General features: G+C 61.5%; 24 protein-coding genes and 1 tRNA gene. 19 read left to right on the top strand and 6 right to left on the bottom strand.

From position 1 onward, the window contains the following. Nucleotide 1: 1 nt before the first annotated feature. The gene (gene pyrG, locus AB6M95_RS02515; protein WP_371385155.1) at nt 2–1639 is read right to left on the bottom strand and encodes a CTP synthase; all 1638 of its coding nucleotides are present in this window, start codon (nt 1637–1639) and stop codon (nt 2–4) included. Nucleotides 1640–1812: 173 nt separating this feature from the next. Between pyrG and AB6M95_RS02510 the strand changes: the two genes are divergently transcribed. From AB6M95_RS02510 to AB6M95_RS02480, 7 genes are all read left to right on the top strand, one after another. After that, entirely contained in the window at nt 1813–2628 is an 816-nt protein-coding gene (locus AB6M95_RS02510; protein ID WP_371385154.1) for a phosphoribosylformylglycinamidine synthase subunit PurQ, read from the top strand. A 9-nt stretch (nt 2629–2637) separates the two neighbouring features. Then, a complete protein-coding gene (locus tag AB6M95_RS02505) occupies nt 2638–3126 on the top strand; it encodes a nucleoside deaminase (RefSeq protein ID WP_371385153.1) in 489 nt (162 codons plus the stop codon). Nucleotides 3127–3202: 76 nt separating this feature from the next. Next, complete coding sequence (locus tag AB6M95_RS02500; protein ID WP_371385152.1) at nt 3203–3589, top strand: NifB/NifX family molybdenum-iron cluster-binding protein; 387 nt, start codon at nt 3203–3205, stop codon at nt 3587–3589. A gap of 182 nt (nt 3590–3771) precedes the next feature. After that, nucleotides 3772–3867: transfer RNA gene (locus AB6M95_RS02495), tRNA-Ser, on the top strand. 187 nt (nt 3868–4054) lie between these two features. After that, nucleotides 4055–5221, top strand: a complete 1167-nt coding sequence (locus AB6M95_RS02490; protein WP_371385151.1) for a histidine kinase dimerization/phosphoacceptor domain -containing protein — start codon at nt 4055–4057, stop codon at nt 5219–5221. Between the two features lie 387 nt (nt 5222–5608). After that, a complete protein-coding gene (locus AB6M95_RS02485; RefSeq protein WP_371385150.1) occupies nt 5609–6451 on the top strand; it encodes a peptidoglycan-binding protein in 843 nt (280 codons plus the stop codon). A gap of 23 nt (nt 6452–6474) precedes the next feature. Then, on the top strand, nt 6475–6891 hold the full coding sequence (locus AB6M95_RS02480) for a hypothetical protein (protein ID WP_371385149.1): 417 nt from the start codon (nt 6475–6477) through the stop codon (nt 6889–6891). A 104-nt stretch (nt 6892–6995) separates the two neighbouring features. On the opposite strand, the gene AB6M95_RS02475 is transcribed toward AB6M95_RS02480, so the two are convergent. The 3 genes from AB6M95_RS02475 to AB6M95_RS02465 form a co-directional block, all read right to left on the bottom strand. Then, nucleotides 6996–7313 (bottom strand): TIGR03905 family TSCPD domain-containing protein, encoded by a 318-nt coding sequence (locus AB6M95_RS02475; protein WP_371385148.1) that lies wholly within the window; start codon nt 7311–7313, stop codon nt 6996–6998. Between the two features lie 758 nt (nt 7314–8071). Beyond that, nucleotides 8072–8260, bottom strand: coding sequence for a hypothetical protein (locus AB6M95_RS02470; RefSeq protein ID WP_371385147.1), 189 nt, complete (start codon nt 8258–8260; stop codon nt 8072–8074). Between the two features lie 10 nt (nt 8261–8270). After that, nucleotides 8271–8522, bottom strand: coding sequence for a hypothetical protein (locus AB6M95_RS02465; RefSeq protein WP_371385146.1), 252 nt, complete (start codon nt 8520–8522; stop codon nt 8271–8273). A gap of 445 nt (nt 8523–8967) precedes the next feature. Between AB6M95_RS02465 and AB6M95_RS02460 the strand changes: the two genes are divergently transcribed. The 7 genes from AB6M95_RS02460 to AB6M95_RS02430 all read left to right on the top strand — a co-directional run bounded on the left by AB6M95_RS02460 (nt 8968) and on the right by AB6M95_RS02430 (nt 13381). Further along, nucleotides 8968–9222, top strand: coding sequence for a hypothetical protein (locus AB6M95_RS02460; RefSeq protein ID WP_371385145.1), 255 nt, complete (start codon nt 8968–8970; stop codon nt 9220–9222). Between the two features lie 159 nt (nt 9223–9381). Continuing rightward, the gene (locus AB6M95_RS02455) at nt 9382–10191 is read left to right on the top strand and encodes a ZIP family metal transporter (RefSeq protein ID WP_371385144.1); all 810 of its coding nucleotides are present in this window, start codon (nt 9382–9384) and stop codon (nt 10189–10191) included. A gap of 228 nt (nt 10192–10419) precedes the next feature. Beyond that, nucleotides 10420–10722 (top strand): DUF190 domain-containing protein, encoded by a 303-nt coding sequence (locus AB6M95_RS02450; protein WP_371385143.1) that lies wholly within the window; start codon nt 10420–10422, stop codon nt 10720–10722. Between the two features lie 130 nt (nt 10723–10852). Next, a complete protein-coding gene (locus AB6M95_RS02445; protein WP_371385142.1) occupies nt 10853–11563 on the top strand; it encodes a DUF554 domain-containing protein in 711 nt (236 codons plus the stop codon). A 46-nt stretch (nt 11564–11609) separates the two neighbouring features. Continuing rightward, nucleotides 11610–11942, top strand: coding sequence for an MGMT family protein (locus AB6M95_RS02440; RefSeq protein ID WP_371385141.1), 333 nt, complete (start codon nt 11610–11612; stop codon nt 11940–11942). A 57-nt stretch (nt 11943–11999) separates the two neighbouring features. Then, on the top strand, nt 12000–12869 hold the full coding sequence (locus AB6M95_RS02435; RefSeq protein ID WP_371385140.1) for a DMT family transporter: 870 nt from the start codon (nt 12000–12002) through the stop codon (nt 12867–12869). 65 nt (nt 12870–12934) lie between these two features. Continuing rightward, nucleotides 12935–13381, top strand: a complete 447-nt coding sequence (locus AB6M95_RS02430; protein WP_371385139.1) for a DUF1499 domain-containing protein — start codon at nt 12935–12937, stop codon at nt 13379–13381. 64 nt (nt 13382–13445) lie between these two features. Here the strand turns inward: AB6M95_RS02430 and AB6M95_RS02425 are convergent, their stop codons facing one another. Further along, a complete protein-coding gene (locus AB6M95_RS02425) occupies nt 13446–13625 on the bottom strand; it encodes a ferredoxin (protein WP_338666950.1) in 180 nt (59 codons plus the stop codon). 161 nt (nt 13626–13786) lie between these two features. Between AB6M95_RS02425 and AB6M95_RS02420 the strand changes: the two genes are divergently transcribed. Together AB6M95_RS02420 and AB6M95_RS02415 are read left to right on the top strand one after the other, a co-directional pair. Then, on the top strand, nt 13787–14509 hold the full coding sequence (locus AB6M95_RS02420; RefSeq protein ID WP_371385138.1) for a sulfite exporter TauE/SafE family protein: 723 nt from the start codon (nt 13787–13789) through the stop codon (nt 14507–14509). Between the two features lie 151 nt (nt 14510–14660). Continuing rightward, nucleotides 14661–16883: a CHASE2 domain-containing protein gene (locus AB6M95_RS02415; RefSeq protein ID WP_371385137.1), complete on the top strand. Its 2223-nt coding sequence runs from the start codon at nt 14661–14663 to the stop codon at nt 16881–16883. Nucleotides 16884–16947: 64 nt separating this feature from the next. On the opposite strand, the gene AB6M95_RS02410 is transcribed toward AB6M95_RS02415, so the two are convergent. Then, the gene (locus AB6M95_RS02410) at nt 16948–18210 is read right to left on the bottom strand and encodes an NAD(P)/FAD-dependent oxidoreductase (RefSeq protein ID WP_371385136.1); all 1263 of its coding nucleotides are present in this window, start codon (nt 18208–18210) and stop codon (nt 16948–16950) included. A gap of 248 nt (nt 18211–18458) precedes the next feature. On the opposite strand from AB6M95_RS02410, the gene AB6M95_RS02405 reads away from it, so the two are divergent. The 3 genes from AB6M95_RS02405 to AB6M95_RS02395 all read left to right on the top strand — a co-directional run bounded on the left by AB6M95_RS02405 (nt 18459) and on the right by AB6M95_RS02395 (nt 24610). Beyond that, on the top strand, nt 18459–19877 hold the full coding sequence (locus AB6M95_RS02405) for an ATP-binding protein (RefSeq protein WP_371385135.1): 1419 nt from the start codon (nt 18459–18461) through the stop codon (nt 19875–19877). A 4-nt stretch (nt 19878–19881) separates the two neighbouring features. Continuing rightward, nucleotides 19882–22128 carry a carboxyl transferase domain-containing protein gene (locus AB6M95_RS02400; protein WP_371385134.1) on the top strand — a complete coding sequence of 749 codons (2247 nt, stop codon included), beginning with the start codon at nt 19882–19884 and terminating at the stop codon, nt 22126–22128. Nucleotides 22129–22378: 250 nt separating this feature from the next. Further along, nucleotides 22379–24610, top strand: a complete 2232-nt coding sequence (locus tag AB6M95_RS02395; RefSeq protein ID WP_371385133.1) for a GGDEF domain-containing protein — start codon at nt 22379–22381, stop codon at nt 24608–24610. Nucleotides 24611–24905: the final 295 nt, after the last annotated feature.

Below are 24905 nucleotides of genomic sequence, written 5' to 3'. Positions count from 1 at the left end.
GCTACTTCTTGGCCTTCTCGTCTTTGGATGCCTTGATGAATTCCCTGAACAGCGGATGCGGGTTCATGGGATTGGACTTGAATTCCGGGTGGAACTGGCAGCCCAGGAACCAGGGATGGCCGGGCAGCTCCACGATCTCCACCAGGGACTCATCCGGAGCCGTGCCGGACAGGACCATGCCGTTGGCCTCGAACTGCTCGATGTATTTATTGTTGTACTCGAAGCGATGGCGGTGCCGTTCGTCGATGTTCACGGCCTTGTAAGCCTCGAAGGCCTTGGTCTCCTTCTTGAGTTTGCACGGGTAGGAGCCCAGGCGCATGGTGCCGCCCTTCTCGGACTCCTCGCAGCGGGTCTCGGTCTTCTTGGTCCGGAAGTCGAACCACTCCTTCATCAGGTAGATGATGTTGTGCGGGGTGGTCTTGTCGAATTCCTCGGAGTTGGCCCCTTCCAGGCCGATGACGTTGCGGGCGAACTCGATGCAGGCGCACTGCATGCCCAGGCAGATGCCGAAGAACGGCACCTTGTTCTCGCGGGCGTACTTGATGGACAGGATCTTGCCCTCGATGCCGCGCGAGCCGAAGCCGCCGGGCACCAGGATGCCGTCCAGGCCCTTGAGTTTCTTCTCCACGTTGGCCGGGGTGACCTTCTCGGAATTGACGTATTCCAGCTCCACCTTCACTTCGTTGGCCACGCCGCCGTGGATCAGGGCTTCGTGCAGGCTCTTGTAGGCCTCGGTCAGGTCGACGTACTTGCCGACGATGCCGATCTTGACCGCACCCTTGGGGTTCTCCAGCCTGTAGACGAGGTTCTCCCAGGGGGCGAGCTCGGCGTTCTTGGCGGGCAGCTTCAGGAGGATGGCGATCTTCTGGTCCACGCCCTCGTTGTAGAACTCGAGCGGAACCTTGTAGATATTGTCCACGTCCACGCCGGTGAACACGGCGTCCTGGTCCACGTCGCAGAACAGGGCGATCTTCTTCTTGAGGTCCTCGGGCAGGCGCACCTCGGAACGGGCGATGATGATGTCGGGCTGGATGCCCACGCTGCGCAGTTCCTTGACCGAGTGCTGGGTGGGTTTGGTCTTCAACTCGCCGGCGGCCTTGATGTACGGCACCAGGGTCAGGTGGATGAACAGGACGTTCTCCTTGCCCAGGTCGTTCTTGAGCTGGCGGATGGCCTCCAGGAACGGCTGGCCCTCGATGTCGCCCACGGTGCCGCCGATCTCGATCAGGGCCACGTCCTCGCCGTTGGGCAGGTTGATGACCGCTTCCTTGATGGCGTCGGTGATGTGCGGGATGACCTGCACGGTGCCGCCCAGGTAGTCGCCGCGACGCTCCTTCTGGATGACGGAGTTGTAGATGGAGCCTGAGGTGTAGTTGTTCTGCTGGCTCAGGGCCGTCCCCAGATAGCGCTCATAGTGGCCGAGATCGAGGTCGGTCTCTGCGCCGTCGTCCGTGACATACACTTCCCCGTGCTGGAAGGGGTTCATGGTGCCGGGGTCGACATTGATGTAGGGATCGAGCTTCTGGATGGTGGCTTTAAGGCCGCGGGCCTGGAGAAGTGCGCCGATGGATGCCGCGGCCAGCCCCTTGCCCAGGGAGGAAAGAACACCACCGGTAATAAATATGAACTTGGTTTTCATACGTCAGAAAGCCCCTTGGTTATGCTTGAATTGTAAGGATATATCACAACCGATCTCGTCCGCCGGTCATGTTGACTGTCGTGCGCCGGACACGTATGTTCCAGCCCAGCGCGTCCCTGCTTCGCAAATTTTGCAGGGTACTGCGACAAAGTCAATATGAAGAGGAGATTTTCATGGCCCGCGTCAATGCACTCGTCATCACCGGATACGGCACCAACTGCGAGAAGGAATCCGCCTACGCCCTGCAGGAAGCTGGTGCGGATAATGCCGATATCGTTTATTTTTCCGATCTCGCAGCGGGCCATGTCCGCATGGACGACTACAACTACCTGCTCTGCCCCGGCGGATTTCTCGACGGCGACGACCTGGGCGCGGCCCAGGCGGCGGCCCTGCGCTGGCGGTGGTCGAACGACGCGGACGGCAAGCCCGTCCTGGATCAGCTAAAGGGCTTCTTCGACAAGGGCGGCATCATCCTCGGCATCTGCAACGGCTTCCAGCTGCTCTGCAAGCTGGGCCTGCTCCCGGGCATCGGCGGCCGCTACTTCGAACGCCAGGTCTCCCTGTCCTACAACGACTCCGGCCGGTTCGAGGACCGCTGGGTGCGGCTCAAGACCAACCCCGCCTCCCCCTGCGTGTTCACCAAGGGCATCGAGTATCTCGACGTGCCCATCCGCCACGGCGAGGGCAAGATCATCCCGATGGACGACGCCACCTTCCAGGCGTTGCAGGACGAAAATCTCATTGCTGTCCAGTACGTCCACCCCGAGACCAACAAGGTGACCCTGGAATATCCGTACAATCCCAACGGCTCCCCGCTGGGCATCGCCGGGCTGACCGACCCGACCGGCCGCATCCTCGGCCTCATGCCCCACCCCGAAGCGTACAACCACAGGACCAACCATCCGTCCTGGACGCGCGGCACCGACCCGAACATCCCGCTGGGCCTGACCATGCTCGAAGCCGGGGTGCGCTACCTCAAGGAGAGGTAGGGCCCGGCCATGGCCGCCCCCACCACGCCCCAACCGCCCGCCGGGACCACCTGGCGCGACCTCATGGACGTGGCCTTCGGCGAGGCGTGCAAGGCCGCCCAGGCGGGCGAGGCCCCCATCGGCGCGGCCCTGTTCACGCCCCCGGGCACCCTGCTCGCCTCGGCGCACAACCGGCCCATCGCCAGCCATGACCCCACCGGGCATGCGGAGATCCTCTGCCTGCGTGAGGCGGCCCGCGTCATGGGCAACTACCGGTTGCCGGACACCATCATGGCCGTGACTCTGGAGCCGTGCCTCATGTGCACGGGCGCGCTCATCCACGCCCGGGTTGCCGGGGTGGTCTTCGCGGCCAGGGACGAACGCGCCGGGGCCCTGGTCTCCAACCTCCAGGGCTGCTCCCTGCCCTTCGCCAACCACCGGCTGTGGACCGTGGAGGGCGTCATGGGCTCGGAGTGCTCCGCCCTGCTCAAGCGATTTTTCCTGGAGCGGAGAAAATAGGCGTCCCCTCTTTACAATGGAATAATCCGCATTATTTTCTCATATTCAGACCCATTCATCCATTCAGGAGAGACATATGATCATCGCACTGCCCACCCGCGACGGACTTATCGACGACCATTTCGGCCACTGCGACCACTATACCCTGGTGACCGTTGAGGATAACCGCATCGTTTTCAGCGAGCGCATGGATTCACCCCAGGGCTGCGGCTGCAAATCCGACATCGCTCCGGTCCTGGCCGACAAGGGCGTCAAGGTCATGCTCGCCGGCAACATGGGCGAAGGCGCGCTGAACATCCTCAGGAACGTCGGCATCCAAGTCGTCCGGGGCTGCTCCGGCCCCATCGAGGACGTCCTCGACAAATGGCTGTCCGGCGACCTCAAGGACAACCAGATCACCTGCGACCACCACGACTGCGACCATCACGACGAGCCCGTCCTGACCAAGCTCAAGCCGCTCTAGGCCGCTGCCCCCGGACACGAAAAAGCCCCCGAGTGATGTCGTCCGGGGGCTTTTTTCATGCCCGCCGCACCAGGGCCCCCCAAAAACCGGGCCGCCCCCGCCTCCGGCAAACTCCAAAAGGTGCTTGCCACTTGGCGCGAGTCTGTTTATATACCCACTTCACATTGGCGCTAGTCAACCACGGAGAGGTAGCGAAGTCCGGCCGTAACGCGCTCGACTCGAAATCGAGTTACGGGTTAATAGCCCGTACGTGGGTTCGAATCCCACCCTCTCCGCCAGAAATCCAAAGGGGTCAGCATAACAGCTGGCCCCTTTTCCTTTATTACCATGGCCCCCAGTTACGGGATTCACAACTTTCGTGAGGCTGCGGGCGGGAAACGGCTACTTGAATTAATAGGTTGTTCTGTTGTAGGTTGTGACGCCCTCAAAAAAAGGCACCAACCGAGTAAACCCGAGGTGGGATGAATGGTTAAGGACTCAGGTACCGGTTATGTCGTTTCACGACTGCGCAGGTTTGACGACAAGGCGGTTTTGGTCGCCGCCTCATCGCGCTCCAAACCAGAGCTTCCCGCCGAGACCATGGAGAAGTGGCAGCGGTTGGTCAACCACGCAGCCACGGCGCTGCGCCAGCCGCACGCGCTCATCACCAGGCTGGACCAGGACACGCTGTACGTCTTCCTGCACAACGAAACCCCGGACACGACGTTCATCGAGCACGATAAATTCCCCTTAGGCCTTGGTGTGTATTGCGAAACCACCATGACCGGCAACACGGTGAACTTCGTGCCCGATTCGCTCAACGACGAGGCCTGGAAGAACAACCCCAGCGTGGAATTCTCGCTGATTTCCTACATCGGCGTCCCCATCCGCTGGCCCGACGGCGAGCTCTTCGGCACCCTGTGCGCCCTGGGCGACAAGCCCGTGGCCGAGGATCAGGCCCTGCTCGACGACATCGCCCTCTTCAAGTCCATCGCCGAAACCGACCTGCAGCTGCAACTGGAAAAACAGGAGACGACCAGCCACAAGCGGCAGTTCGACACGGCCATCAGCGAAGTGCACCACCGCGTGAAGAACCACCTGAACATCCTGTGCAGCCTGATCCAGCTCGACCTCGCGTGCGATCTGACCAAGGACGAATTCACCGCCTACCAGAAGAAGCTCACCAATCAGATCAGGGGCGTGGCGGAGCTGCATACCCTCCTGGCCTACGAGGGCCACAAATCGGTGGAGCTCTCGGCCTACATCGGCAAGATGATGGAGAACTGGCTCAAGGCGGCCCCGAATCAGGCGATCCGGCTGGAGACCTCGCTGGAAAAGCTGGAGATCGCCGGAAACAAGGCGGTCTACTTCGGCATGCTGCTGAACGAGCTTGTGACCAACTCCTTCACCCACGCCTTCGGCCACGCCCACCCCAATCCGACCATCACCTTGTCGCTGGAAGACATGGGGGACAACTTCCGCTTCACCTACAAGGACAATGGACCGGGATTCCAGGCCCAACCCCGCTCCTGCCCCGCGCAGTCCCTGGGCATAACCATGCTCTACGAGATAACCGAGGACCTGGGCGGCAAGGTCACTCAGGAAGAGGGACCGGGGACCTCGTTCGTGTTCGTCCTGCCCAAGCATTTGTAACGGATGCCCGGAGCGGGCATTATCGCTCCGAAATCACGCGCCGCCAAACGCAACCTTCCGCCACATCGGGCAATCTCTTTCGACTGCGCGAAGGAGCCCCCCCCGGCTCCTCCTTGGGTGCCCCATCCGTTTTACAATACTATTATCGCCATACTCCGGCTCTCCGCCGCCGAAAGCCTTATCCTTCACGAGGGGGCGCAAATGGGAATACGAAGCCCATGCGCGTTTCCCTCCGCCCTTTTGACGTCGCCACGGATGCGCCGGGTGCATGCCGAACTCCATGTCGCGATCTTATCAGGTAAAAGCCGTCTACCCTCATGACAAAAGAATGTTTTTTATTTATGGTCGCATAAAGAAAACAGAGGTTTGAACTTGCATGGAGGGCATATGAGTCGACTTTTTCTGTTTTTTCTCTTGGCGGCTGCTGTTCTCGGCCTGTCCGGATGCGTGGAAAACATCACGAGCATTCACGACCGCAGTGAAGCGAACAAGGCTCTTTACCTGGAAAACGACCCGGTTACCGCACACGAACATTATCTGAAGGCGGCCAGGGATGGTGATGCCGAGTCGCAACACGAACTCGCCAAGATGTACCTGAACGGCGATGGTGTGGAAAAGAATATTGCCGAGTATCGAAAGATAGAAGAACTGGCGGTGGCCCAGCAGTATGCTCCTGCCATGCGGACACTCGGGTTCATCCTGGCCACGGGTGTGGAAGGAGTCCAACCCGATCCGCAAAGGGGCATGCCCCTGCTCAAGGCCGCAGCCGATGACGGCGACCAAATGGCCCATTACATGCTGGGGCAAATCTACTCCCGGGGCATCGTGGGTGTGCAACGGAATTACCGCACGGCCGCCTATCACTTCGCTCAGGTCGAGGAAGACGGCATTCCGGTGACCGCCGAGATGAAAACCGCCGCTTCCCTCGAAAGAATGGGGTTGCAGCCCTGGCCGGTCACAACGCAGGCCGTGAACCGATCGGCCGGTACGCAGACCGCACCCCGTGCTGCCGGTAGCAAATACGACTTGGCTTCCGTGGAAACCAGGAAATACGTGCAGCACGCCCTGAAGACCCTGGGGTATTATTCCATGAGCGTTGACGGAAACATCGGCGTGGGGAGCATTGAGGCGATCAAGGCGTACCAGAAGGATGCCGGATTGGCCCCGACGGGGCGTATCGACGAGCAACTCATCGACTCCCTGCTCGCCGCAGCGGCCAACAATCGATAAGTCCAAAGGACGGAGGGGGAACAATGCCGAATCTGTTGCGTAGCGTGATTGTCTTGCTTGCCTTGGGCGTATTGGCCGGCTGTATGGTTCCCCCGGCACCCCCGGACACCAGGACACCTGTTGAGAAATGGGCGGGAACGTCCAAGGAAGAGTTCGTGGACAAAGACACGCACATGGAGGATTTTTATAAAAATAAAATCAAAATGCGTGAACGGGAGATAGAGGAAAAGACCAAGGAATTGAAGGGAATGAGCCAGTCGAAACCGAATGATTGGACGGATGTTCTCCACGACGAGATGAAAAAAGACCGGCTTGAAAAGGAAATCAGTGAAGCCAAAAAGTCCAAGAATAATTGGGAAAAGCTCCTCAATAATCACGTCAAGGAGCGGGAAGGCGGCGGCGATAACGATGGCGGCGGGGGAAGCAGCGGCGGCTGCTAAGGCTGCGAAGGGTCCCGTAATCGCACACAAGAAAGCCCCAGGTCACATGGCTTGGGGCTTTCTTTTCATGCTCTCTTTGCCGTGAGGCGGCAAGGCGCACCGCGTCAGGCCCGGTGCTTGTCCTTGTAGGCCTGCAGGGCGTGGCAGAACTGGTCCACGCAGGAGGTGGACTTGGAGCCGCAGGTGATGCCGCTGAAGCGGTCCAGGACGAAGTCGACGTTCATGCCCTCGATCATGGCTGCGATGGCTTTGAGATTGCCCTCGCAGCCACCGGAGAAGTTGACGTAGTCGATGCTGCCGTTGTCCACGATGAAGTCGATCTCCTTGGTACAGACGCCTTCTTCGGGGATGAAGTGCTCAATCTTTGCGCGGCCGCGCGGCATGGAGGCCATGGGGGCCGTATGGTGAAGCATGTTATCCATTGTATTCATTCCATTTCTTTTAAGATTCAAACCGGACGAACCGGCCAAAGAACGACTCGTCTTTCCTTGCGGCACGGCGCAAGCACTCTCTGCTCTCCGGCGTGGTCCCTGAACAGGGGGGGGCCGTCGGAGAGTGTCACACGTCTTCCGTTCGGACAGAGACGATTTCCTCAAGGCTATTGCGGGAACACGCTGCAAATCGACGCAAACGATTATGCAAAACGGTCCCAACACCAGGGCCCGCGACGATGCAGGCCCACGCATTCCCGCGGTGGAGAGGGAGAGGATTCGAACCTCTGGTAAAATACTCCCCCAGCTGGGTCCTTCCGGATTGTGCTTTTTTTCCCAAATCAAACAGGGAGAATCGAACAAACCGGACGGACACATGTCATGAACTCTCTCTACCAAACGGCACGGGGAGGGGGATCCCCCGTCACCGGGGAGTGACCTACAGAAACTCAAAAAGCATGTCAAACGCCAATTGTGAAACATGGAACATTTATTCCTCCCAATTTGGCAGGTAATTGTCGGACACCCGACATATAACCTTTGAGATCGTGGCATATATTCTTATTAATCAGTAGGTTATATATCTCCGGCAAAGCCAGTATCTTTTTCGATGAAAGTCGTTATTTTTCCAACTTTCGTGGTTTCAGGCCTCCCCTTCCCCAAGAAAAAAGCCGACCGGACATTCCATCCGATCGACTCATCCATACCAGGTCCCGGTTGGACCGGGCGGGACTTTTTCGTTTCCGGGGTCACTCGCCCGTATCGGGCCGGAAATCGAGCAGCCCGCCATACCCCTCCCTTCGCATGAAGCTCTCGATGGCCTTCTTCATGGCGTCGGGCGTCTTCTGGTCGGTCATGGCGATGTAGGCCTGAAACGCCCGCCACACGGCGGTGTCCATGCCCCTGACGCTGACGATCTGGGTGTCTTTGGCGTTCATTGACCTCTCCCTAGTTCTCGGGCGGCCAATCGATGCCGCGTTCCAGGCCGTAGCGCTGGTTCATGAAACCGATGACTTCGGCCGGTATCTGGGTGAGGGCAATATCCATGTCCTCGATCATGTCCCCGCGCCCGCTTTCGGCCAGCCGCTCCCGCTGGTCAAGCAGGTGGCTGTACAGCTTGTAGAGCCAATCGCTCATCCGGCATTCCGGCTCTTCCGGTTGCTCCCTGACGCTCTTGGGGAACTCGATGACCTTGCCCATTTCTCCGCCTCCGCTGACGTGGTTGTGAACTCGCAAAGCCCCCCTTGCCGGACAACGGCTCGGGAGGCCCATGGGGAAACGAGTTCCCCGTGAGGGGAACATACTGAACTAGCGAGATTTTCTATGCCTTCCTCTCTTACCGGTCAAGTCCTGTGACCGCCGGATCGTGCTCGCGTATACCCCTTGCCGGACTCTTTGCTTTTGGGTCGGGATGCGGTATCGGAGAGGAGATCGCATGATGGCTGCTCGCTGTTTCAGGATCGATTCCATGGGTGCGCCCGACGGGCGCGCGCATTCGGAACGGGGGCAGTCGTGACCATTTCTCCCCTCACCGCCACTCCCTCGAATCCGCAGTTGCCCGACAGGCATCGCCCATGCTCGGCATCGCGCATCTCGTCAATGGAGACCGTACGCGATCTCCTACCTCAAACCAAACGGAGACACCATGGACCCATATATCGCAGCGACCAACGGCGTGGTCATGCTCATCCTCCTCTTCCTGTTGATCGTTCTGCTCTTCTGCCTGATCTTCGCCCCGCTGTTCATCTGGAAATGGACCAAGGCCACCAAGAACGAAGTGACCCGGCTCAACGCCAACATCATCGTACTCGTGACCATGCTCAAGCGGTGGGAAAATCGCTACCTGCTGGTGGACGGCGAACAGAGTCCGGACCACAAGGAGGAGCGGGTGTGCAAATAGCCGCTTGGGTACCGGGGCGCCTCCCCGGATAGACGCCCGCGCGGCCCTGAATCGAATTAAGACTTGTCCCGTGGGCACATAGCCTTTAAGTTCATCATGTCGAAACAGTCTTGATCGCCTCGCCCGTCCGAACCGCCTCAGCCAAAGGAGTCTCTTCGCATGGACTGGTTCATGGAACAGAACGCCGTTTTCCAGGCCTTTCTGGCCACCCTGTTCACCTGGGGCGTAACCGCCCTGGGCGCGGCCCTGGTCTTCACGGCCAGGGACATCTCCAAGCGGACCCTCGACGTCATGCTCGGATTTGCCGGGGGGGTGATGATGGCCGCCAGCTACTGGTCGCTCCTGGCCCCGGCCATCGAGATGTCCCGGAGCATGGGCATGTTCGCCTTTGTCCCTGCGGCCGTGGGCTTCGTGCTCGGCGCGGCCTTCCTGCGGCTGGTGGACATGATCCTGCCCCACCTGCACCTGAACGCGCCCCTGTCCGAGGCCGAGGGCATCAAGACGAGCTGGCGGCGCAGCACCCTCCTGGTCACGGCCATCACCCTGCACAACATCCCCGAGGGACTGGCCGTGGGCGTGGCCTTCGGCGCCGTGGCCGCCGGGCTCGATTCCGCCACTCTGGCCGGAGCCGTCTCCCTGGCGCTGGGCATCGGCATCCAGAACTTCCCGGAGGGCACGGCCGTTTCCGTCCCCCTGCGTCGCGAGGGCATGTCCCGCATGAAAGCCTTCCTCTACGGCCAGGCCTCGGGCATGGTCGAACCCGTTGCCGCCGTGCTCGGCGCAACCGCCGTGCTCCTGGCCCGCCCGCTGCTGCCCTACGCCCTGGCCTTTGCCGCGGGCGCCATGATCTTCGTGGTGGTGGAAGAGGTCATTCCCGAATCCCAATCCTCGGGCAACGGGGACCTGGCCACCATGGGCGTCGTCTCCGGCTTCACCATCATGATGATCCTGGACGTGGCCTTGGGCTAGAAAATGACGATGGACAATCAATAAAACACCATTATTTCATACTGATACAGCATACCCACTTTCTGTCGAAATAAATAGTTGAGTACCGCAACAGTCGGGTGTAGCCTCTTGTCACTTGGGCGGGACACCTTCCCCCCGGCCCGCCATGAACGACTCCCGTTCTTTCCCGGCGGACCCGTACACAGCACATTCAATTCTCAGGTCTGAGGCATGATGCAAGGATACTTTGTGACATTTTTTACCCAGCAGAACCGTGAACACGACGGCCAACCCGTGGCCACGTGGATCGTCGATGAGGCCCGGCGTCTCGGCGTGCGCGGCGCGACCCTCTTTTCCGGCAGCGAGGGGTTCGGCCATGACGGCCGCTTCCATTCGGACAACTTCTTCGACCTCGAAGACAAGCCGGTGCAGGTCGCCCTGGCCCTGACGCGGGTTGAATGCGACAAGCTCATGGCCCGGTTTGCGGAAACCGGCCTGCGTGTCTTCTACACCAAGTCCGAGATCGAATTCGGTTTCACATCGGACAGCTGACCACTCCGCCGCTTCCCCTGATCCGACAGTTTCAAGGCGCCATGCCCGGCGTCGAGCGAACACCTGTTTTCTCACCTCTTCACCATGAACCGGACGCGTGGACAACGCGCCCGGCAGTAAGGATTTTTATATGATTGGTCCTCTCGTAAACGGGGCGGCGCTTGCGGTCGGCAGCGTCGCCGGAGCGGTTCTCGGCCCCAAAATCAGCATGAATCTCCGGCTCAAGATGCCCATGGTTTTCGGTTGCGCCTCCATGGGACTTGGCGTGGCCATGATCGTCAAGGTCAAGTTCCTGGCCCCGGTTGTTCTGGCCCTGGTGGTCGGGTCCGTGCTCGGCGAACTCATCCAGCTGGAATCCCTGATCCAGAAGGGCGCGGGCAAGACCCGCAAGCTCATCGACAAGGTGGTCCGGCCCAGCGGCGACCTCAGCCAGGAGGAGTTCCTGGACAAGTTCGTGGCCCTGCTGGTCCTCTTCTGCCTGAGCGGCACCGGCATCTACGGGTCCATGAGCGAAGGCATGACCGGCGACCCCACCCTGCTCATCGTCAAGGCCATTCTCGATCTGTTCACGGCCCCGATCTTCGCCTCCACCATGGGGCTGTCCGTGGGCATCCTGGTCGTCCCGCAACTGGCCATCCAGTCCATGCTCTACTACGCCTCGGCGCTGATCCTGCCCTTGACCACCCCGGACATGCTGGCCGATTTCTCGGCCTGCGGCGGGCTGATCATGCTGGCCACGGGCTTCCGCATCTGCGGCATCAAGCAGTTCCCGGTGGCGAGCATGATCCCGGCGCTGATCCTGGTCATGCCCCTGTCCTACCTCTGGGCACGACTGTTCTAGAACTCCACGCCTTGCCTTCGGGGGGCCCGGCGGTTTATCAGGTCCCATGGCTGCACCGTTCACCCAGAAGATCATCGAGACCATCCGGGCCATCCCCGAGGGCCGCGTGACGACCTACGGCCGCGTGGCCGCCCTGGCGGGCAACAAAAGGGGCGCGCGCCAGGTGGCCCGCGTGCTGCACTCCAGCTCCCGCACAGAGAACCTGCCCTGGCACCGGGTCATCAACCGCGAGGGCCGGATATCCCTGGGCGAAATGCAGGGGTACGACGAACAGAAACGGCTCCTCCTGGCCGAGGGCGTGCGCTTCGACGAGACGGACCGCGTCGACCTCGAACGCTTCGGCTGGCAACCCCTTGAGCCAATGGTCTCGGGCACATAGCGGTTGCCAAGCGGCCCCCGTTCGACTATTTATCCCGCTATGCCCGGCAACCGCCCCATGGGATTCCTCTTCGCCCTGATCGCCGTGACCATCTGGTCCGGGAACTTCCTCATCGCCAGCGGATTCGTGGACGAGATCCCGCCCGTGACACTGGCCGCCCTGCGCTGGCTCACGGCCACGGCGGTTTTTCTGCCCTTCGTCCGGCGGGACCTTCAGCGGGACATGCGGGCCCTGCTCGATCATCGTCGGGAGCTGATTGTCGCGGCCGTGACCGGCGTGACCCTGTTCAACACCCTGGTCTACGTCAGCGCGCGGACCACGGACGCGGTGAACATGGCCCTGTTCGCCTCCACCACCCCGGTCTTTGTGGTCATCCTGGCCCGCATATTCCTGGGGGAGCGCATCTCCCCGCTGCGCTGGGCCGGACTGGCCATCGCCATCGCCGGAATGCTGGCCATCGCCACCCATGGGAGCCTGGACGTGCTCGTCCACCTGACCTTCCGCCTGGGCGACGTCATCATGCTCGCGGCCGGGTTCCTGTGGGCCGTGTATTCCATCCTGGTCAAACGCAAGCCCCCGACCATCAGCCGGAACGCCTACCTCGGAGCGACCTTCCTCCTGGGGACCATCCCCCTGGTCCCGGCGGCGTTCGTGGAGCAGTGCTTTGCCCCGGCCTGGTCCTTCACCCCGGCCGTGCTCGGCGCGGTCCTGTACATCGGCGTGCTGGCCTCGCTGGTCGCCTTCTTCCTCTGGAATTCGGCCATCATGCACATCGGGCCGGGCAATGCCGCCCTGTTCCAGTACTTCATGCCGGTCTTCAGCGGGATCGGGGCCTGGCTCCTGCTCGGCCAGCCCGCAACCATGGTCCACGCCGTGGGGTTCGTGCTCATTTTTTCCGGCGTGGTCATGGCCACCCGGCCACGGTGATTTCCGCCCGATTCCCTTGGGAAAAGAGTTGCTTTTTCCTCCGGTTTCACAATAGATTGATGACCATGAAACAGCTACTCCTGACCACCTTGTTCGTCGTCTCCCTGGCCGCCCTCGGCGCGTGTTCCACCAAGATTCCGAACCTTGGCATGACCGACGGCAAATTCGCCCTCTGCCCGGCCGGAGTGGACTGCGTTTCCTCGCAGGCCACCTACGCAAAGAACAAGATCGACCCGATCAAGGCCACGGGCGATCCCAACAAGGTCATGGTCGACCTGGGCAAGGCCGTGGAATCCGTGTTCGGCGGCAGGGTGCTCCTGACCGAAGGCAACTATCTGCGCGCCGAGTTCAAGAGCAGCGTCCTGCGCACTATGGACGACGCGGAGTTCTACTACGACCAGAAAGCGGGCGTGATCCAGGTCCATGCCCTGTCCCGGGGCGAAGTCCTGGATTTCTCGGACAGCCGCGACCGGATCGAAGAAATCCGGATGATCTTTTCCGGCATGCAATAGCCGTTTGCCGCAGGCCAAAAAAAAGACCGCCCCAAGGGGCGGTCTTTTTTTACCAAGTCGTGAGTTACTTGGAGATGGCCTCATTGGGGCAGGTCTCGATGGCTTCGTCCACGCAGTCGAGAGTGGAGTCCGGGGCGATGACCGTGGCCTTTTCACCGTCAGCGTCCATCTCGAACACTTCCGGGCAGATCTCGACACAAGACTCACAACCGATGCATTCATCCTGATCAATAACAATGGCCATAACTCAACCTCCTGAGATACTGGAATTAGTTAAACATGGATTTCCATTTGTAGATACCTATACCCTGCGAGCCAATTTGGTGGCAACTGTTTTTCCACCTAAATTAAAAGGGCACGGATTCACCGTTGGCAGGCGGAGCCAAATTCAGTACTCCACGGCACATGCCTGAAACAATCGCCATCGTTTCCATCGTGCTCGCCGCCGCTTTTCTCCAGGGACTGACCGGGTTCGGCTTCGGGCTCATCGCCCTACCCCTTCTGGGTTTTTTCCTGGACATCAAGACGAGCGTGCCGCTGATGGTTCTCCTGGCGGTAATCATCAGCATCTACCTGAGCTTCAGCCTGCGCAAGAGCATCGATCTCAAATGCGCTTTCACACTGCTGGCCGCCAGCCTGGCCGGCATTCCGCTCGGGGTCTACGCCCTGAAGCAGATTCCCACACGGGGGCTTTCCCTTTGCGTAGGCGTGATCATGGTCGTATTCACCAGCTACCAGTTCCTGGTCCGCCCCGAGCCGAGAAGCTTCGGCAAACGGCTGACCGTGCTGGCCGGATTCTGCTCCGGCGTGCTCGGCGGCAGCCTGGGCGTGGGCGGTCCTCCGGTCATCATCTACACCGCCCTCCAGCCCTGGACCAAGGACCGGGCCAAGGGCACCCTGGCCTTCTTCTTCGCCCTGTCCGGGGTGGCCGTCATCGCCGCCCAGGCCTGGTCCGGCATGATCACGGACGAGGTCCTGCACTTCTACGGCCTGTCCCTGCCCGCCCTGCTGGCCGGCATCTTCCTTGGGGGCAAGGCCTACGACCGCATTTCGGACCACGGCTACCGGCAGCTCGCCCTGGCCCTGGTCTTTCTGCTCGGCAGCATGATGCTTTACCGGAATATCTAGCGGTGCGGCGCAACATTCCGGGATAGCAGGCAATTCCCCCACACCCAAGCCGTCCGAGGCGCCGCCCGTCATGCTGTTTTATGACCAGCTGCGTTACTTTCTCTTTATATGCCGAGGTTTATCTGCAATAATAGGGAACACATACCAACCAATGCGGTCGCAACCTATGCTCGAACTGCTGAAAAGAATGTTCAAGAAGGACCAGCTGATACTCCTCGGGGCAGGCGTATCGGTGACGGTGCTCATGATCGCACTGTACATCAGCCAGCCGAAGTTCCTGCACCTGCTCAATCTGAAGATCTACGACAACTATCTCCGCCAGTACCACCAACCCGCCGCCACCAAGGTCCCGGTGATCATCGACCTGGACGAGAGGAGCCTGTCCGAACTGGGACAGTGGCCCTGGCCGCGCTACCGGGTGGCCCTGCTCCTCAAATACCTGACCGCCTACGGGGCCGTGGCCGTGGCCTCGGACATCATCTTCAGCGAACCCGACCGGACCTCGCCGGAGATCATGAAGGCCGACGTCAAGCGGGAGCTGCACATCGACATGGACTTCACGGGGCTGCCCAAGGACCTCATGGATTACGACCGGCTCCTGGCCCACAACCTCAGGGGCGGGCCCTACATCCTGGGCTTCGACTTCAGCCGTAAGCCGGTTGCCGGCGAGCACGACTGCCGGGTACGGCCCACCAAGGTGGCCGTGCTCTCCTCGCCGGGCGCGCCCTCGCCCCACGATTTCCTGCCCCAGGGCAAATGGATGATCTGCCCCATCCCGGTCCTGGCAGAGGCGGCCCCGGAAAGCGGTTTCATCACCATCACGCCCGACCTGGACTCCGTGTACCGCCGGGTGCCCCTGCTCTACAGCTTCGAAGGGCGATTCTATCCCAGCCTGGCCCTGGCGACGCTCATGCAGGCCACGGAACAGAAGAACATCGTCCTCAAGATCTCATCCGTGGGCATCGAGTCCATCCGCTTCAACCACATCGTCATCCCCACGGACGGCCAGGGACAGATGCTCATCAACTATCGGGGCCGGATGGGAACCTTCGAATACATCTCCGCCTCGGACGTGCTCAACCGGAAGCTGCCGCCCGGCTATCTGCGCGGCAGAATCGCCTTCATCGGCACCTCGGCCTCGGGCCTGAAGGACATCCGCGCCACCCCCCTCGATCCGGGCTTTCCCGGCGCGGAGGCACACGCCACCGTCGTCGACGACATCCTCTCCGGGCAGCTCCTCTCGGTGCCAGACTGGGCCCCGGGCCTGGAATTCCTCGGCATGCTGGCGGGCGGGCTGGCGACCACCTTCCTGCTCATGTGGGCCCGGGCCTCCTGGATCATCCTGCCCGTGCTCTGCATGGGCGGGGCCATGTGGTACGGCTCCGTGTTCTTCTACCGGGAACAGAACTACTTCATTTCGCCCATGTACTCCTACATCACCCTGGGGTTGACCTTCATCACCCTGACCTTGATCAAGTTCTGGCGCGAGGAAATCGCCAAGCGGTATATCCACGGGGCCTTCGCCCACTATCTGGCCCCGTCGGTCATCTCCCAGATCATGGATAACCCGGACGCCCTGAGCCTGGAGGGACAGGAAAAGGAGATCACCATCCAGTTCTCGGACGTGCGCAACTTCACCTCCCTGTCCGAAAAGCTCTCCCCCACCCAGGTCACCAACCTCCTCCACGACTACCTGACCCCCATGACCCGGATCATCACCGAGCACGAGGGCACCTTGGACAAATTCATCGGCGACGCGGTCATGGCCTTCTGGAACGCCCCCCTGGACATCGAGAACCACCAGGAGAAATCCCTGCAAGCCGCCCTGGCCCAGCAGCGCAAGCTCGAGGAACTCAACGGGATATTCCTTGAGAAATACGGCTTCACCATCGCAGTCGGCATCGGCATCCACTCCGGCCCGGTGCGCGTGGGCAACATGGGCTCGGCCGACCTCTTCGACTACACCCTCATCGGCGACAACGTGAACCTCGCCTCCCGTCTGGAAGGACTGACCAAGTACTACGGCCAGAAACTGGTGGTCAGCCAGGCCATCAAGGACGCCTGCGGGGACGGCTACTACTTCCGCATCCTGGACAACGTCCGGGTCAAGGGCAAGGAAGCGCCCGTGACCATCTATACCGTGTACACCCTGGAGGAGGCCGAAGCGCGCAAGGCGGAACTGGAATTGTACGAACGGGCCCATCAGGCGTACGTGAACAGCGATTTCTCCACCGCCGAAACGCTGTTCCGCGAACTCCGCGAAACCGGTGCCGAACCCATTCTCTGCGACATGTACATGGAACGATGCGCGCACCTGAAGGACAACCCGCCCGACTGCCACTGGGACTGCGTGTTCACGCACAAGACGAAGTGACGTCCCGGCCCCAAAAAAAGAGCCGCTTTCAAAGCGGCTCTTTGCAATTCGCATGGCCCCCGGTCTAGGGGTTGTTCATCATGCCCTCGATGAAGCTGTCGGGCCACAGGGCCGGAGAGGGATCGCCCTCCATGAGCCGCTCCTTGCCCGCCTCGTCCAGCTCGAAGCCGTTCTTGATGAAGCTGGTGTAGAACCCGGCCGCGTCGATGTCCCCGATGAGGATGCATCCGGCCAGGACGTTGTTCTTGAAGATGAGCTTGCGGTAGATCGATTTCTCGCGGTCCAGGAACACGGCGGTCTCGTACCGGTCGTCGTCGGCCAGGTTGGTCTCGCCCACCGAGATGGTCGGCAGCCCGTAGTAGGTGATGGAGTTCATGGACAGGCCGCCGGTGTACGGCGTTCCGGCCCCGGCCATGTTCCGCCCCGCATAGCGGCCCTGGGTGTAGGCGTTGGGCCAGATGGGACGGACCGTGTACTCGCCGGTCAGGAGGTCCTTGGCCTCGGCCACATCGCCCGCGGCGAAGACGTCCGGGTCGGAGGTGGCCATGTAGTCGTCCACGCGGATGCCCTGCTCCGTGACCAGCCCGGCCTGGATGGCCAGGCCCATGTTCGGGCGCACGCCCGCAGCCACGATGACCACATCCGCCGGGACCAACCCCTGGTCGGTCTCCACGCCCTTGATGGCGCCGTCCTCGTAGCGGACGATCTCCTTGGTGGCCGTGCCCTGCATGAAACGGATGCCGTTCTTCTCCAGGTGGCTGACGATCATCTCGCCCGCGGTCTCGTCGAAATAGGTGCGCATGATCCGGGAGCGGACCACGATGGTCACGTCCACGCCCTTCTCGGCAAAGCCTTCGGCGGCCTTGAGCGCGATGAGCCCGGCGCCGATGACCACAACCTTCTTGACCTTGTCCACCAACTCCTTAAGGGTCTCGGCATGGGCCACGGTGGTGAAGTTGTGCACGCCCGGGCCTTCAATGCCGGGCAGGGCCGGCTTGACCGGGGTGCCGCCCGTGGCCAGCAGCAGCTTGTCGTATTTCACCTTGTCGCCGCAGTCGAGGACCAGGACCTTTTCCTTCGCGTCCACGGACAGGACGCGGGAGCCGAGCCGCATGGTCACCTGGTTGCGTTCGTAGAATTCCTCGGGGCGGAACGGCAGGGTGTCGAATTTGATCTTGTCCGACAGGTAATAGGAAATGAGCGGGCGGCCGTAAGTGGGCACGGCCTCGTCGCTGATGACCGTGATGGAGCCGGTCTTGTCATGTTGGCGAATGCCCTCGATGGCGCCGATGGCCGAAACACCGTTTCCTACAATTACGTAGTCCATGCGAAACTCCTCCTGGTCCAATTCTCAACACATTGACAATTCTGACAAACCGGAGCCGTCAAAACTTGCCGGACCGACTTTCTACACATTTTTTAGTAAAAAATCCATACTTAATAATTTAAACGGTTGTTTTATGATAATTATTTGAGATCATTAATTAAACGTCATTTTAAAAGATTTGCAAGATAGAGGAAGAAAAGCTATTTAGGGCACCGCCAAAACCACACCAGAAAACGAGAATATCCAACGTGAGCATAGACGGACACAAGATACTCATTGCCAACAGGGGCGAGATCGCCGTGCGGATCATGGAGGCATGCTCCGACCTCGGCCTGCCCTTTGCGGCCCTGTATACCGAAGAGGACTCCCAGTCCGGCCACATGGACGTGGCCCGCAGGCTGGGCGGGGAAAAATCCCTGTACCGCATCCACAACTATCTCGACGCCGGGGACATCCTGTCCGTGGCCGACGAGGCCGGGGCCACGGCCATCCATCCCGGATACGGTTTCTTTTCCGAAAACTACCGGTTCGCCCGCCGCGTGGTCCAGCGGGACCGCCCCATGACCTTCATAGGACCCTCCTGGGAGGTCATCCGGGACCTGGGCGACAAGATCAACACCAAGCGCATCGCCCGTGCTCTGGGCGTGCCCACCGTGCCCGGCTCGGACCGGGCCATATATGATGAATTGGAGGCCGAGGCCATCGCCGAGAGCCTCTTCGAGTTCCAGTCCAAGATGGGCATAAAGAGGCCCGTGGTCCTGGTCAAGGCCTCGGCGGGCGGCGGCGGCATGGGCATCGACGAGTGCGAGGACATGGCCCGCTTCCGCCAGACCTACCGGCGCATCCGCAACTACAGCCTGCGGACCTTCAACGACGAGGGCGTGCTCATCGAGCAGCGCGTGTTCAATTTCAACCACCTGGAAGTACAGATCGTGTCCGACCGGTCCGGGACCAACCCGGTCCACTTCGGCACGCGCAACTGCTCGGTCCAGTCGCCCGGCCTGCAAAAACGCATCGAGGTGGCCCCCGGCTTCTGGCCCCAGGGGCTCTCCTACACGTTCGACGCGCGGAAACTGATGGACGACATCACCCGCTACTCCCTGTCCATCGCCAAGGAGATCAAGTACGACAACGTGGGCACCTGGGAATGGATCGTCACCCCCAACGGCGAGCCGTTCCTCATGGAGGTGAACACCCGCATCCAGGTGGAAAACGGCGTGTCGGCCTGCATCAGCTCGGTCCGGGGCGACCGCGACGTGAACCTGATCCGCGAGCAGATCCGCATTGGCCTGGGCGACCCCCTGGGCTACACCCAGGACGATGTGTCCTTCGACGGCGTGGGCATCGAATACCGGCTCATCGCCGAGGACACCGAGAGCGGCTTCGCCCCCTGGGTGGGCAAGATCGAGGAACTGAAGTGGCCCGCGAACGACTGGGTGACCATGCACACGCACGTCCCCACTGACCGCACCTACCAGATCCCCACCGAGTACGACCCCAACCTGGCCCTGGCCATCATCTGGGGCAAGGACCTGGAAGAAGCCAAGGCGCGCGGCCTCAAGTTCCTGAACGAACTCAGGCTGAACGGCTCGGACTCCGCCGGAGGGGCCATGAAGTCGAACATCCCCTTCCTCATCGCAAAAACCGCCAACCTCCTCGAATTCTAAGCCTATGAATATAGAAAAAACTCTCCAATCCCTGCTGGGCCGGGTGAATTACGCCCGCGACATCCTGGGCAACAAGTCCCGCCCCGAGCTGGACGCGTTCGCCACGGAGATCAGTGAATTCCAGGAAAAGAACGCCGCCCTCTCCGAGGAACAGGCTCTCCGCGCCGTGGAATCCCTGGGAAAACGGCTGTCCGCCATGGAGGCCGCCATCGACGCCCAGCTGACCGCCATGGACAAGGTGCGCATCGTCCGCCACCCCCAGCGGGCCAGCCTCAAGGACATCCTCGAGAACGTCTACGACAACTACGCCGAGATGGGCGGCCAGGACGAGCACTCCATCGACCCCGGCATGCTCATCGCCCGGGCCTACATCACCCGGCGGCGCGGCAAGAAGATCATCAACCAGCCGGTCATGGTCGTGGGCCAGGAAAAGGGCCACGGCGAGGAATTCCGCAACGGCGGGTCCATCAAGCCGTGGGGCAACTCCAAGGCGCTCAAGTACATGAAGGTCGCGGCCAGGGAACAGATTCCCATCCACGCCTACGTGAATACGCCGGGCTCCTACCCCATCGAGGATTTCCCGGGTGCCGCCCAGCAGATCGCCGAGAACATTTATGAAATGGCCGGGCTCGACGTGCCCATCGTGGCCATCTTCTCCGAGGGCGGCTCGGGCGGGGCCGAGGCCATCGGCATGGCCGACAAGCGCCTCATGCTCTCCCACGGCTACTACTCGGTCATCTCGCCCGAGGGCGCGGCCGCCATCGAGGGCCGCATCCGGGGTTCCGAACGCGCCCCGGCCGAGCTCATCGAGTCCTGCGCCATGGCCCAGAAGATCACCGCCCAGGACAACCTGGCGGGCGGCTACATCGACGAGATCATCCAGGAGCCGCCGCTGGGCGCGCGGGCCGATCACTTCGACTTCTTCAAGCAGGTCCGCGAGCAGGTCATCCGGGCCACCGACGAGGTCGCCCTGAACGTGCGCGGCGTGCGTCTGTTCCGCGCCGTGGCCCTGCGCCACTTCAAGAAGAACACCGACGTCATCGTGCGCTGGTCCCTGAACGAGAAGGCCCGCGAACGCCTCGTGGCCAAGCGGTTCCGCAAGTACCGCCGTCTGGCCCAGGGCGCCTACCAGGACAACCGCCCTCTGCTGGACAAGCTCAGCGCCACCAGCTCGGGCATCGTCTCCAACACGGCCAGCCTGATCCTGTACGGGTTGATCAAGCCGTTCAAGTACCGCGTGGAGCGCATCGTCGAGGAGGCCTCGGACGAAATCCACGTGATCACGGCCAAGTTCGACGCCGTGTTCCGCGGCCTGCTCAAGAAGATCGGCGTGAAGCCGGGCATGGACAAGCAGAAGGAGATGGAGCTGACCGGCCTGTCCCAGTCCGAGCCCGAGGCCCCAACCCCTGTCAACGACAGCGACTACGTCAGCCCCCAGGCCCGCCAGGACCGCGAGATATCCTGTCCCCATTCGAGCAAGCGCGGCTGCCTGGACATCTGGGCGCGGGACCTGTTCACCGACTACGCCGGTGTCTGTCCCAACTGCGGCTACAACTTCCCCATGGAATACCAGTGGGTTCTCCACAACGTCTTCGACCGTGGTTCCGTGCGCGAGTTCAACCACGATATCGCCTCGGGCAACCCCACCGGCTTCCCCAACTTCGACTCCCGGATCGAGGCCGCCAAGAAGAAGACCGGCCTGGAATCCAGCTGCCTGACCTTCAACGCCAGCCTCGAAGGACTGCGCGTCACCTGCGCCACCCTGGTGGCCAACTTCCGGGGCGGCTCCGTGGGCGCGGCCGAGGGCGAGAAGTTCATCCGCGCCCTGGAACTGGCCCAGACCAAGCACCAGCCCTTCCTGGCCTACATCCACGGCACGGCGGGCATCCGCATCCAGGAAGGCGTCAACGGCCTGATCCAGATGCCCAGGGTGACCATGGCCGTGCGCCGCTACATCGAGGAAGGCGGCCTGTACATCGTCCTGTACGACACCAACTCCTACGCAGGCCCCGTGGCCTCGTTCCTGGGCTGCTCGCCCTACCAGTACGCGGTGCGCTCCTCGCGTATCGGCTTCGCCGGTCCCGGCGTCATCAAGGAGACCACCGGCCTGGAGATTCCGCCCAACTACCACAACTGCTACAAGGCCCTGTCCCGGGGCCACATCCAGGGCGTGTGGAGCCGCAAGGACATCCGCAAGAACCTGCACCAGGCCTTCCTGACCATCGGCGGACGGAATCTCTACTACCGCTGATCCCTTCCCCCGGTCCGACAGAACGAGGCAGCCCCGACGGGCTGCCTTTTTTTGTCCTGAAACGAAAATTCCGATGTTCTGTCACCCGGCGGTAACAACCGAACGCGCAACGCATGTAACAGACTCGAAGCGCATGTCACCCGGCGGTGCCTGCCTCGCCGGTCGGACGGCGAAATGGTGAAAGCTTTCCATCCATGCAACTTCGTCAACACGTACTGGATCTGCCCTTCCCGGCCACAGGGGAATGACGATGCACAAGGGATTATCTGTAGAGATGCTGACCAATCTTCCCACGGGGACCCTGTTGACCAGAACCCTCGTACTCATCACCATTCGTGACTACGCCAAGCTCAAGGAGATGTACGGACAGAGTTTCGTCGACCTCCTGGAAAAGGAGCTCGGCGACTCCCTGGCCGCCACCGCCGCCGGGAACAACGCCCGCAACATCCGCATCATCCGGCCCGCCTCGGGCAAGGCCGCCTTTCTCGTGCCCCAGGACAACAACCCGGCCGACATCGCCTACGAGTACAAGACCCAGGCCCAAAAGGACCTGGAATCAACCATGCTCCGCCACACCGGGCTGGGCATCGACCTCGGCATGGGCTTTGCCCCGATCTCCTGCCCGGAGGACGACGCCGGATGGGGCGCGGCCCTGAACACGGCCCTGAACGCCGCCCGGCGCATGGAAAGCCGCCCCCTGAACATGAACGAGCTGTCCATCACCAGCCGGTTCAACACCATCCTGGTCCAGGGCTGGGTCTCGGCCCACTACCAGCCCATCCTCGACTTCCGCACGGACACCATTCTGGGCTGGGAGGCCCTGGCGCGCGGTCCCGAGGGGTCCGCCTTCCGCTCCCCGGTCATGCTCTTCCAGACCGCCGAGGAGCTGGGCCGGTTGTTCGCCCTGGAAAAACTCTGCCGCGAGGCGGCCATCCGCAACGTGGGCGAACTGAAGGACGGCCAGAAACTCTTCCTGAACATCCATCCCAAGACCATGGCCGACCCGGCCTTCTCGCCCGGCCAGACCCTGGAGCTCATGGACAAGTACGGGCTGACCCCGGACAACGTGGTCTTCGAAATCACCGAGCAGCACTCGGTCCAGGACTTCGACCTCTTCTACCGGACCCTGGCCCACTACCGCAGCCAGGGCTTCCAGATAGCCGTGGACGACGCGGGCGCGGGCTACGCGGGCCTGACCCTCATCGCCGAACTTCAGCCCGACTACATCAAGCTCGACAAGTCGCTCATCGACGACATCCACAAGGACCCGGTCAAGCGCGCCCTGGTCGAGACCACGGCCACCTTCGCGGACAAGATCGGCTCCCGGATCATCGGCGAGGGCATCGAGACCAAGGACCAGGCCGTCTGCCTCAAGGACATCGGCGTGCACTGCGGCCAGGGCTATTTCCTGGCCCGGCCCGCCACGCCCAAGCCGGACGTCAACGAGGAGTGCCGCCACCTGAAGACCGTGGGCGACATCGCCAACAACATCATCTGCTCCCCGCCCGTGGGTGACCTGGCCAAGGCCCCACACGCCGTGGAGCTGTCCTGCCTGGTCTCCACAGCCCACGATTTCTTCCGCAAGAACGACACGTTCACCAACATCGTGGTGGTCCGCGACAACGTGCCCAAGGGACTGGTCATGGAGTACCACCTCAACCGCCAGCTCTCCTCCCAGTTCGGCATCGCCCTGTACCACAAGCGATCCATCGACGCGGTCATGGACAAGAGCCCGCTCATCGTGGACATGGACATGCCCGTGGAGCAGGTCGCGCGCGCAGCCATGAAGCGCGAGCACATCAAGGCCTACGACGACATCATCGTGACCAAGAAGGGATTGCTCTACGGCGTTGTTACGGTCCAGGATATGCTCAACGTCCTGGCCAAGATACAGGTGGAGATGGCCAAGGGCACCAATCCCCTGACCGGCCTGCCCGGGAACGTGGCCATCGAACAGGAGGTCGAGTCGCGCATCAAGCAGAAACGCCCCTTTTCCATCATCTACGGCGACTTGGACCATTTCAAGGTCTACAACGACACCTACGGGTTCAAGAACGGCGACCGGATCATCAAACTGGCCGCGGACATCATGTCCTGGGCCACGCGCAAGCACAGGCCGAGCGATGCCCGCCTGTGCCACATCGGTGGCGACGACTTCGTGCTCATCACCCCGCCCGACGCGGTCCAGAGATTGTGCAAATCCATCACCCGCTGCTTCGGCCGTCTGGTCAAGAACTGCTACTGCCTTGAGGACCAGCAGCGCGGCTGGATTCAGGCCAAGGGCCGCGATGACAAGGAACGCAAATACCCGCTGGTGACCATCTCGCTCGGCGTCATCGAAATCGACGGCCCCTGCTCCCTCATGGAAATCGGCGAACGCGCCGCGCATATCAAGAAATACGCCAAGTCCATCCCCGGCAACTCCGTGGTCATCGACCGCAGGCCCGCCATCGGCAAGATCGACCCGGCCGTGTGCAAGTGATTTTGTTAAAGCGAGACTTGAAAACCGCCACGCGGTAATGGACGGGTGATGTCTCGCCTCCGGCGGCCGGGGCGCTGCCCCGGACCCCGCTTAAGAACCTCTTGAAAGAGGTTCTTAAAAATCTCCAGAACTTTTTGTTTCCGCTTCGCGGGGAGTTGCGTTTAGCCGTGGCTTACCCGAAGTTTCACGGCTCCCGAAATAATACAGCAAAGAAGCACAAGCGGTCTTCACAGCTCACACGCGCAACTGCGCATATAAAAAGTTTCGGAAGGAAAGGGGGATGGGGGTTCGGGGG

Source organism: Pseudodesulfovibrio karagichevae, assembly GCF_041414475.1.
GTDB lineage: Bacteria > Desulfobacterota > Desulfovibrionia > Desulfovibrionales > Desulfovibrionaceae > Pseudodesulfovibrio > Pseudodesulfovibrio karagichevae.
The sequence above is the reverse complement of the archived record's forward strand: the minus strand, read 5'-3'. Positions and strand labels throughout refer to the sequence as shown.

Bases quoted from the DNA above. Each gene is read 5' to 3' on its own strand.
- AB6M95_RS02435 (WP_371385140.1), top strand. From the start codon at position 12,000: ATGGGATTCCTCTTCGCCCTGATCGCCGTGACCATCTGGTCCGGGAAC.
- AB6M95_RS02415 (WP_371385137.1), top strand. From the start codon at position 14,661: ATGCGGTCGCAACCTATGCTCGAACTGCTGAAAAGAATGTTCAAGAAG.
- AB6M95_RS02410 (WP_371385136.1), bottom strand. From the start codon at position 18,210: ATGGACTACGTAATTGTAGGAAACGGTGTTTCGGCCATCGGCGCCATC.
- AB6M95_RS02430 (WP_371385139.1), top strand. From the start codon at position 12,935: ATGAAACAGCTACTCCTGACCACCTTGTTCGTCGTCTCCCTGGCCGCC.
- AB6M95_RS02510 (WP_371385154.1), top strand. From the start codon at position 1,813: ATGGCCCGCGTCAATGCACTCGTCATCACCGGATACGGCACCAACTGC.
- AB6M95_RS02445 (WP_371385142.1), top strand. From the start codon at position 10,853: ATGATTGGTCCTCTCGTAAACGGGGCGGCGCTTGCGGTCGGCAGCGTC.
- AB6M95_RS02395 (WP_371385133.1), top strand. From the start codon at position 22,379: ATGCACAAGGGATTATCTGTAGAGATGCTGACCAATCTTCCCACGGGG.
- AB6M95_RS02460 (WP_371385145.1), top strand. From the start codon at position 8,968: ATGGACCCATATATCGCAGCGACCAACGGCGTGGTCATGCTCATCCTC.
- pyrG (WP_371385155.1), bottom strand. From the start codon at position 1,639: ATGAAAACCAAGTTCATATTTATTACCGGTGGTGTTCTTTCCTCCCTG.
- AB6M95_RS02455 (WP_371385144.1), top strand. From the start codon at position 9,382: ATGGACTGGTTCATGGAACAGAACGCCGTTTTCCAGGCCTTTCTGGCC.
- AB6M95_RS02505 (WP_371385153.1), top strand. From the start codon at position 2,638: ATGGCCGCCCCCACCACGCCCCAACCGCCCGCCGGGACCACCTGGCGC.
- AB6M95_RS02440 (WP_371385141.1), top strand. From the start codon at position 11,610: ATGGCTGCACCGTTCACCCAGAAGATCATCGAGACCATCCGGGCCATC.
- AB6M95_RS02400 (WP_371385134.1), top strand. From the start codon at position 19,882: ATGAATATAGAAAAAACTCTCCAATCCCTGCTGGGCCGGGTGAATTAC.
- AB6M95_RS02500 (WP_371385152.1), top strand. From the start codon at position 3,203: ATGATCATCGCACTGCCCACCCGCGACGGACTTATCGACGACCATTTC.
- AB6M95_RS02485 (WP_371385150.1), top strand. From the start codon at position 5,609: ATGAGTCGACTTTTTCTGTTTTTTCTCTTGGCGGCTGCTGTTCTCGGC.
- AB6M95_RS02470 (WP_371385147.1), bottom strand. From the start codon at position 8,260: ATGAACGCCAAAGACACCCAGATCGTCAGCGTCAGGGGCATGGACACC.
- AB6M95_RS02465 (WP_371385146.1), bottom strand. From the start codon at position 8,522: ATGGGCAAGGTCATCGAGTTCCCCAAGAGCGTCAGGGAGCAACCGGAA.
- AB6M95_RS02490 (WP_371385151.1), top strand. From the start codon at position 4,055: ATGGTTAAGGACTCAGGTACCGGTTATGTCGTTTCACGACTGCGCAGG.
- AB6M95_RS02475 (WP_371385148.1), bottom strand. From the start codon at position 7,313: ATGGATAACATGCTTCACCATACGGCCCCCATGGCCTCCATGCCGCGC.
- AB6M95_RS02480 (WP_371385149.1), top strand. From the start codon at position 6,475: ATGCCGAATCTGTTGCGTAGCGTGATTGTCTTGCTTGCCTTGGGCGTA.
- AB6M95_RS02420 (WP_371385138.1), top strand. From the start codon at position 13,787: ATGCCTGAAACAATCGCCATCGTTTCCATCGTGCTCGCCGCCGCTTTT.
- AB6M95_RS02425 (WP_338666950.1), bottom strand. From the start codon at position 13,625: ATGGCCATTGTTATTGATCAGGATGAATGCATCGGTTGTGAGTCTTGT.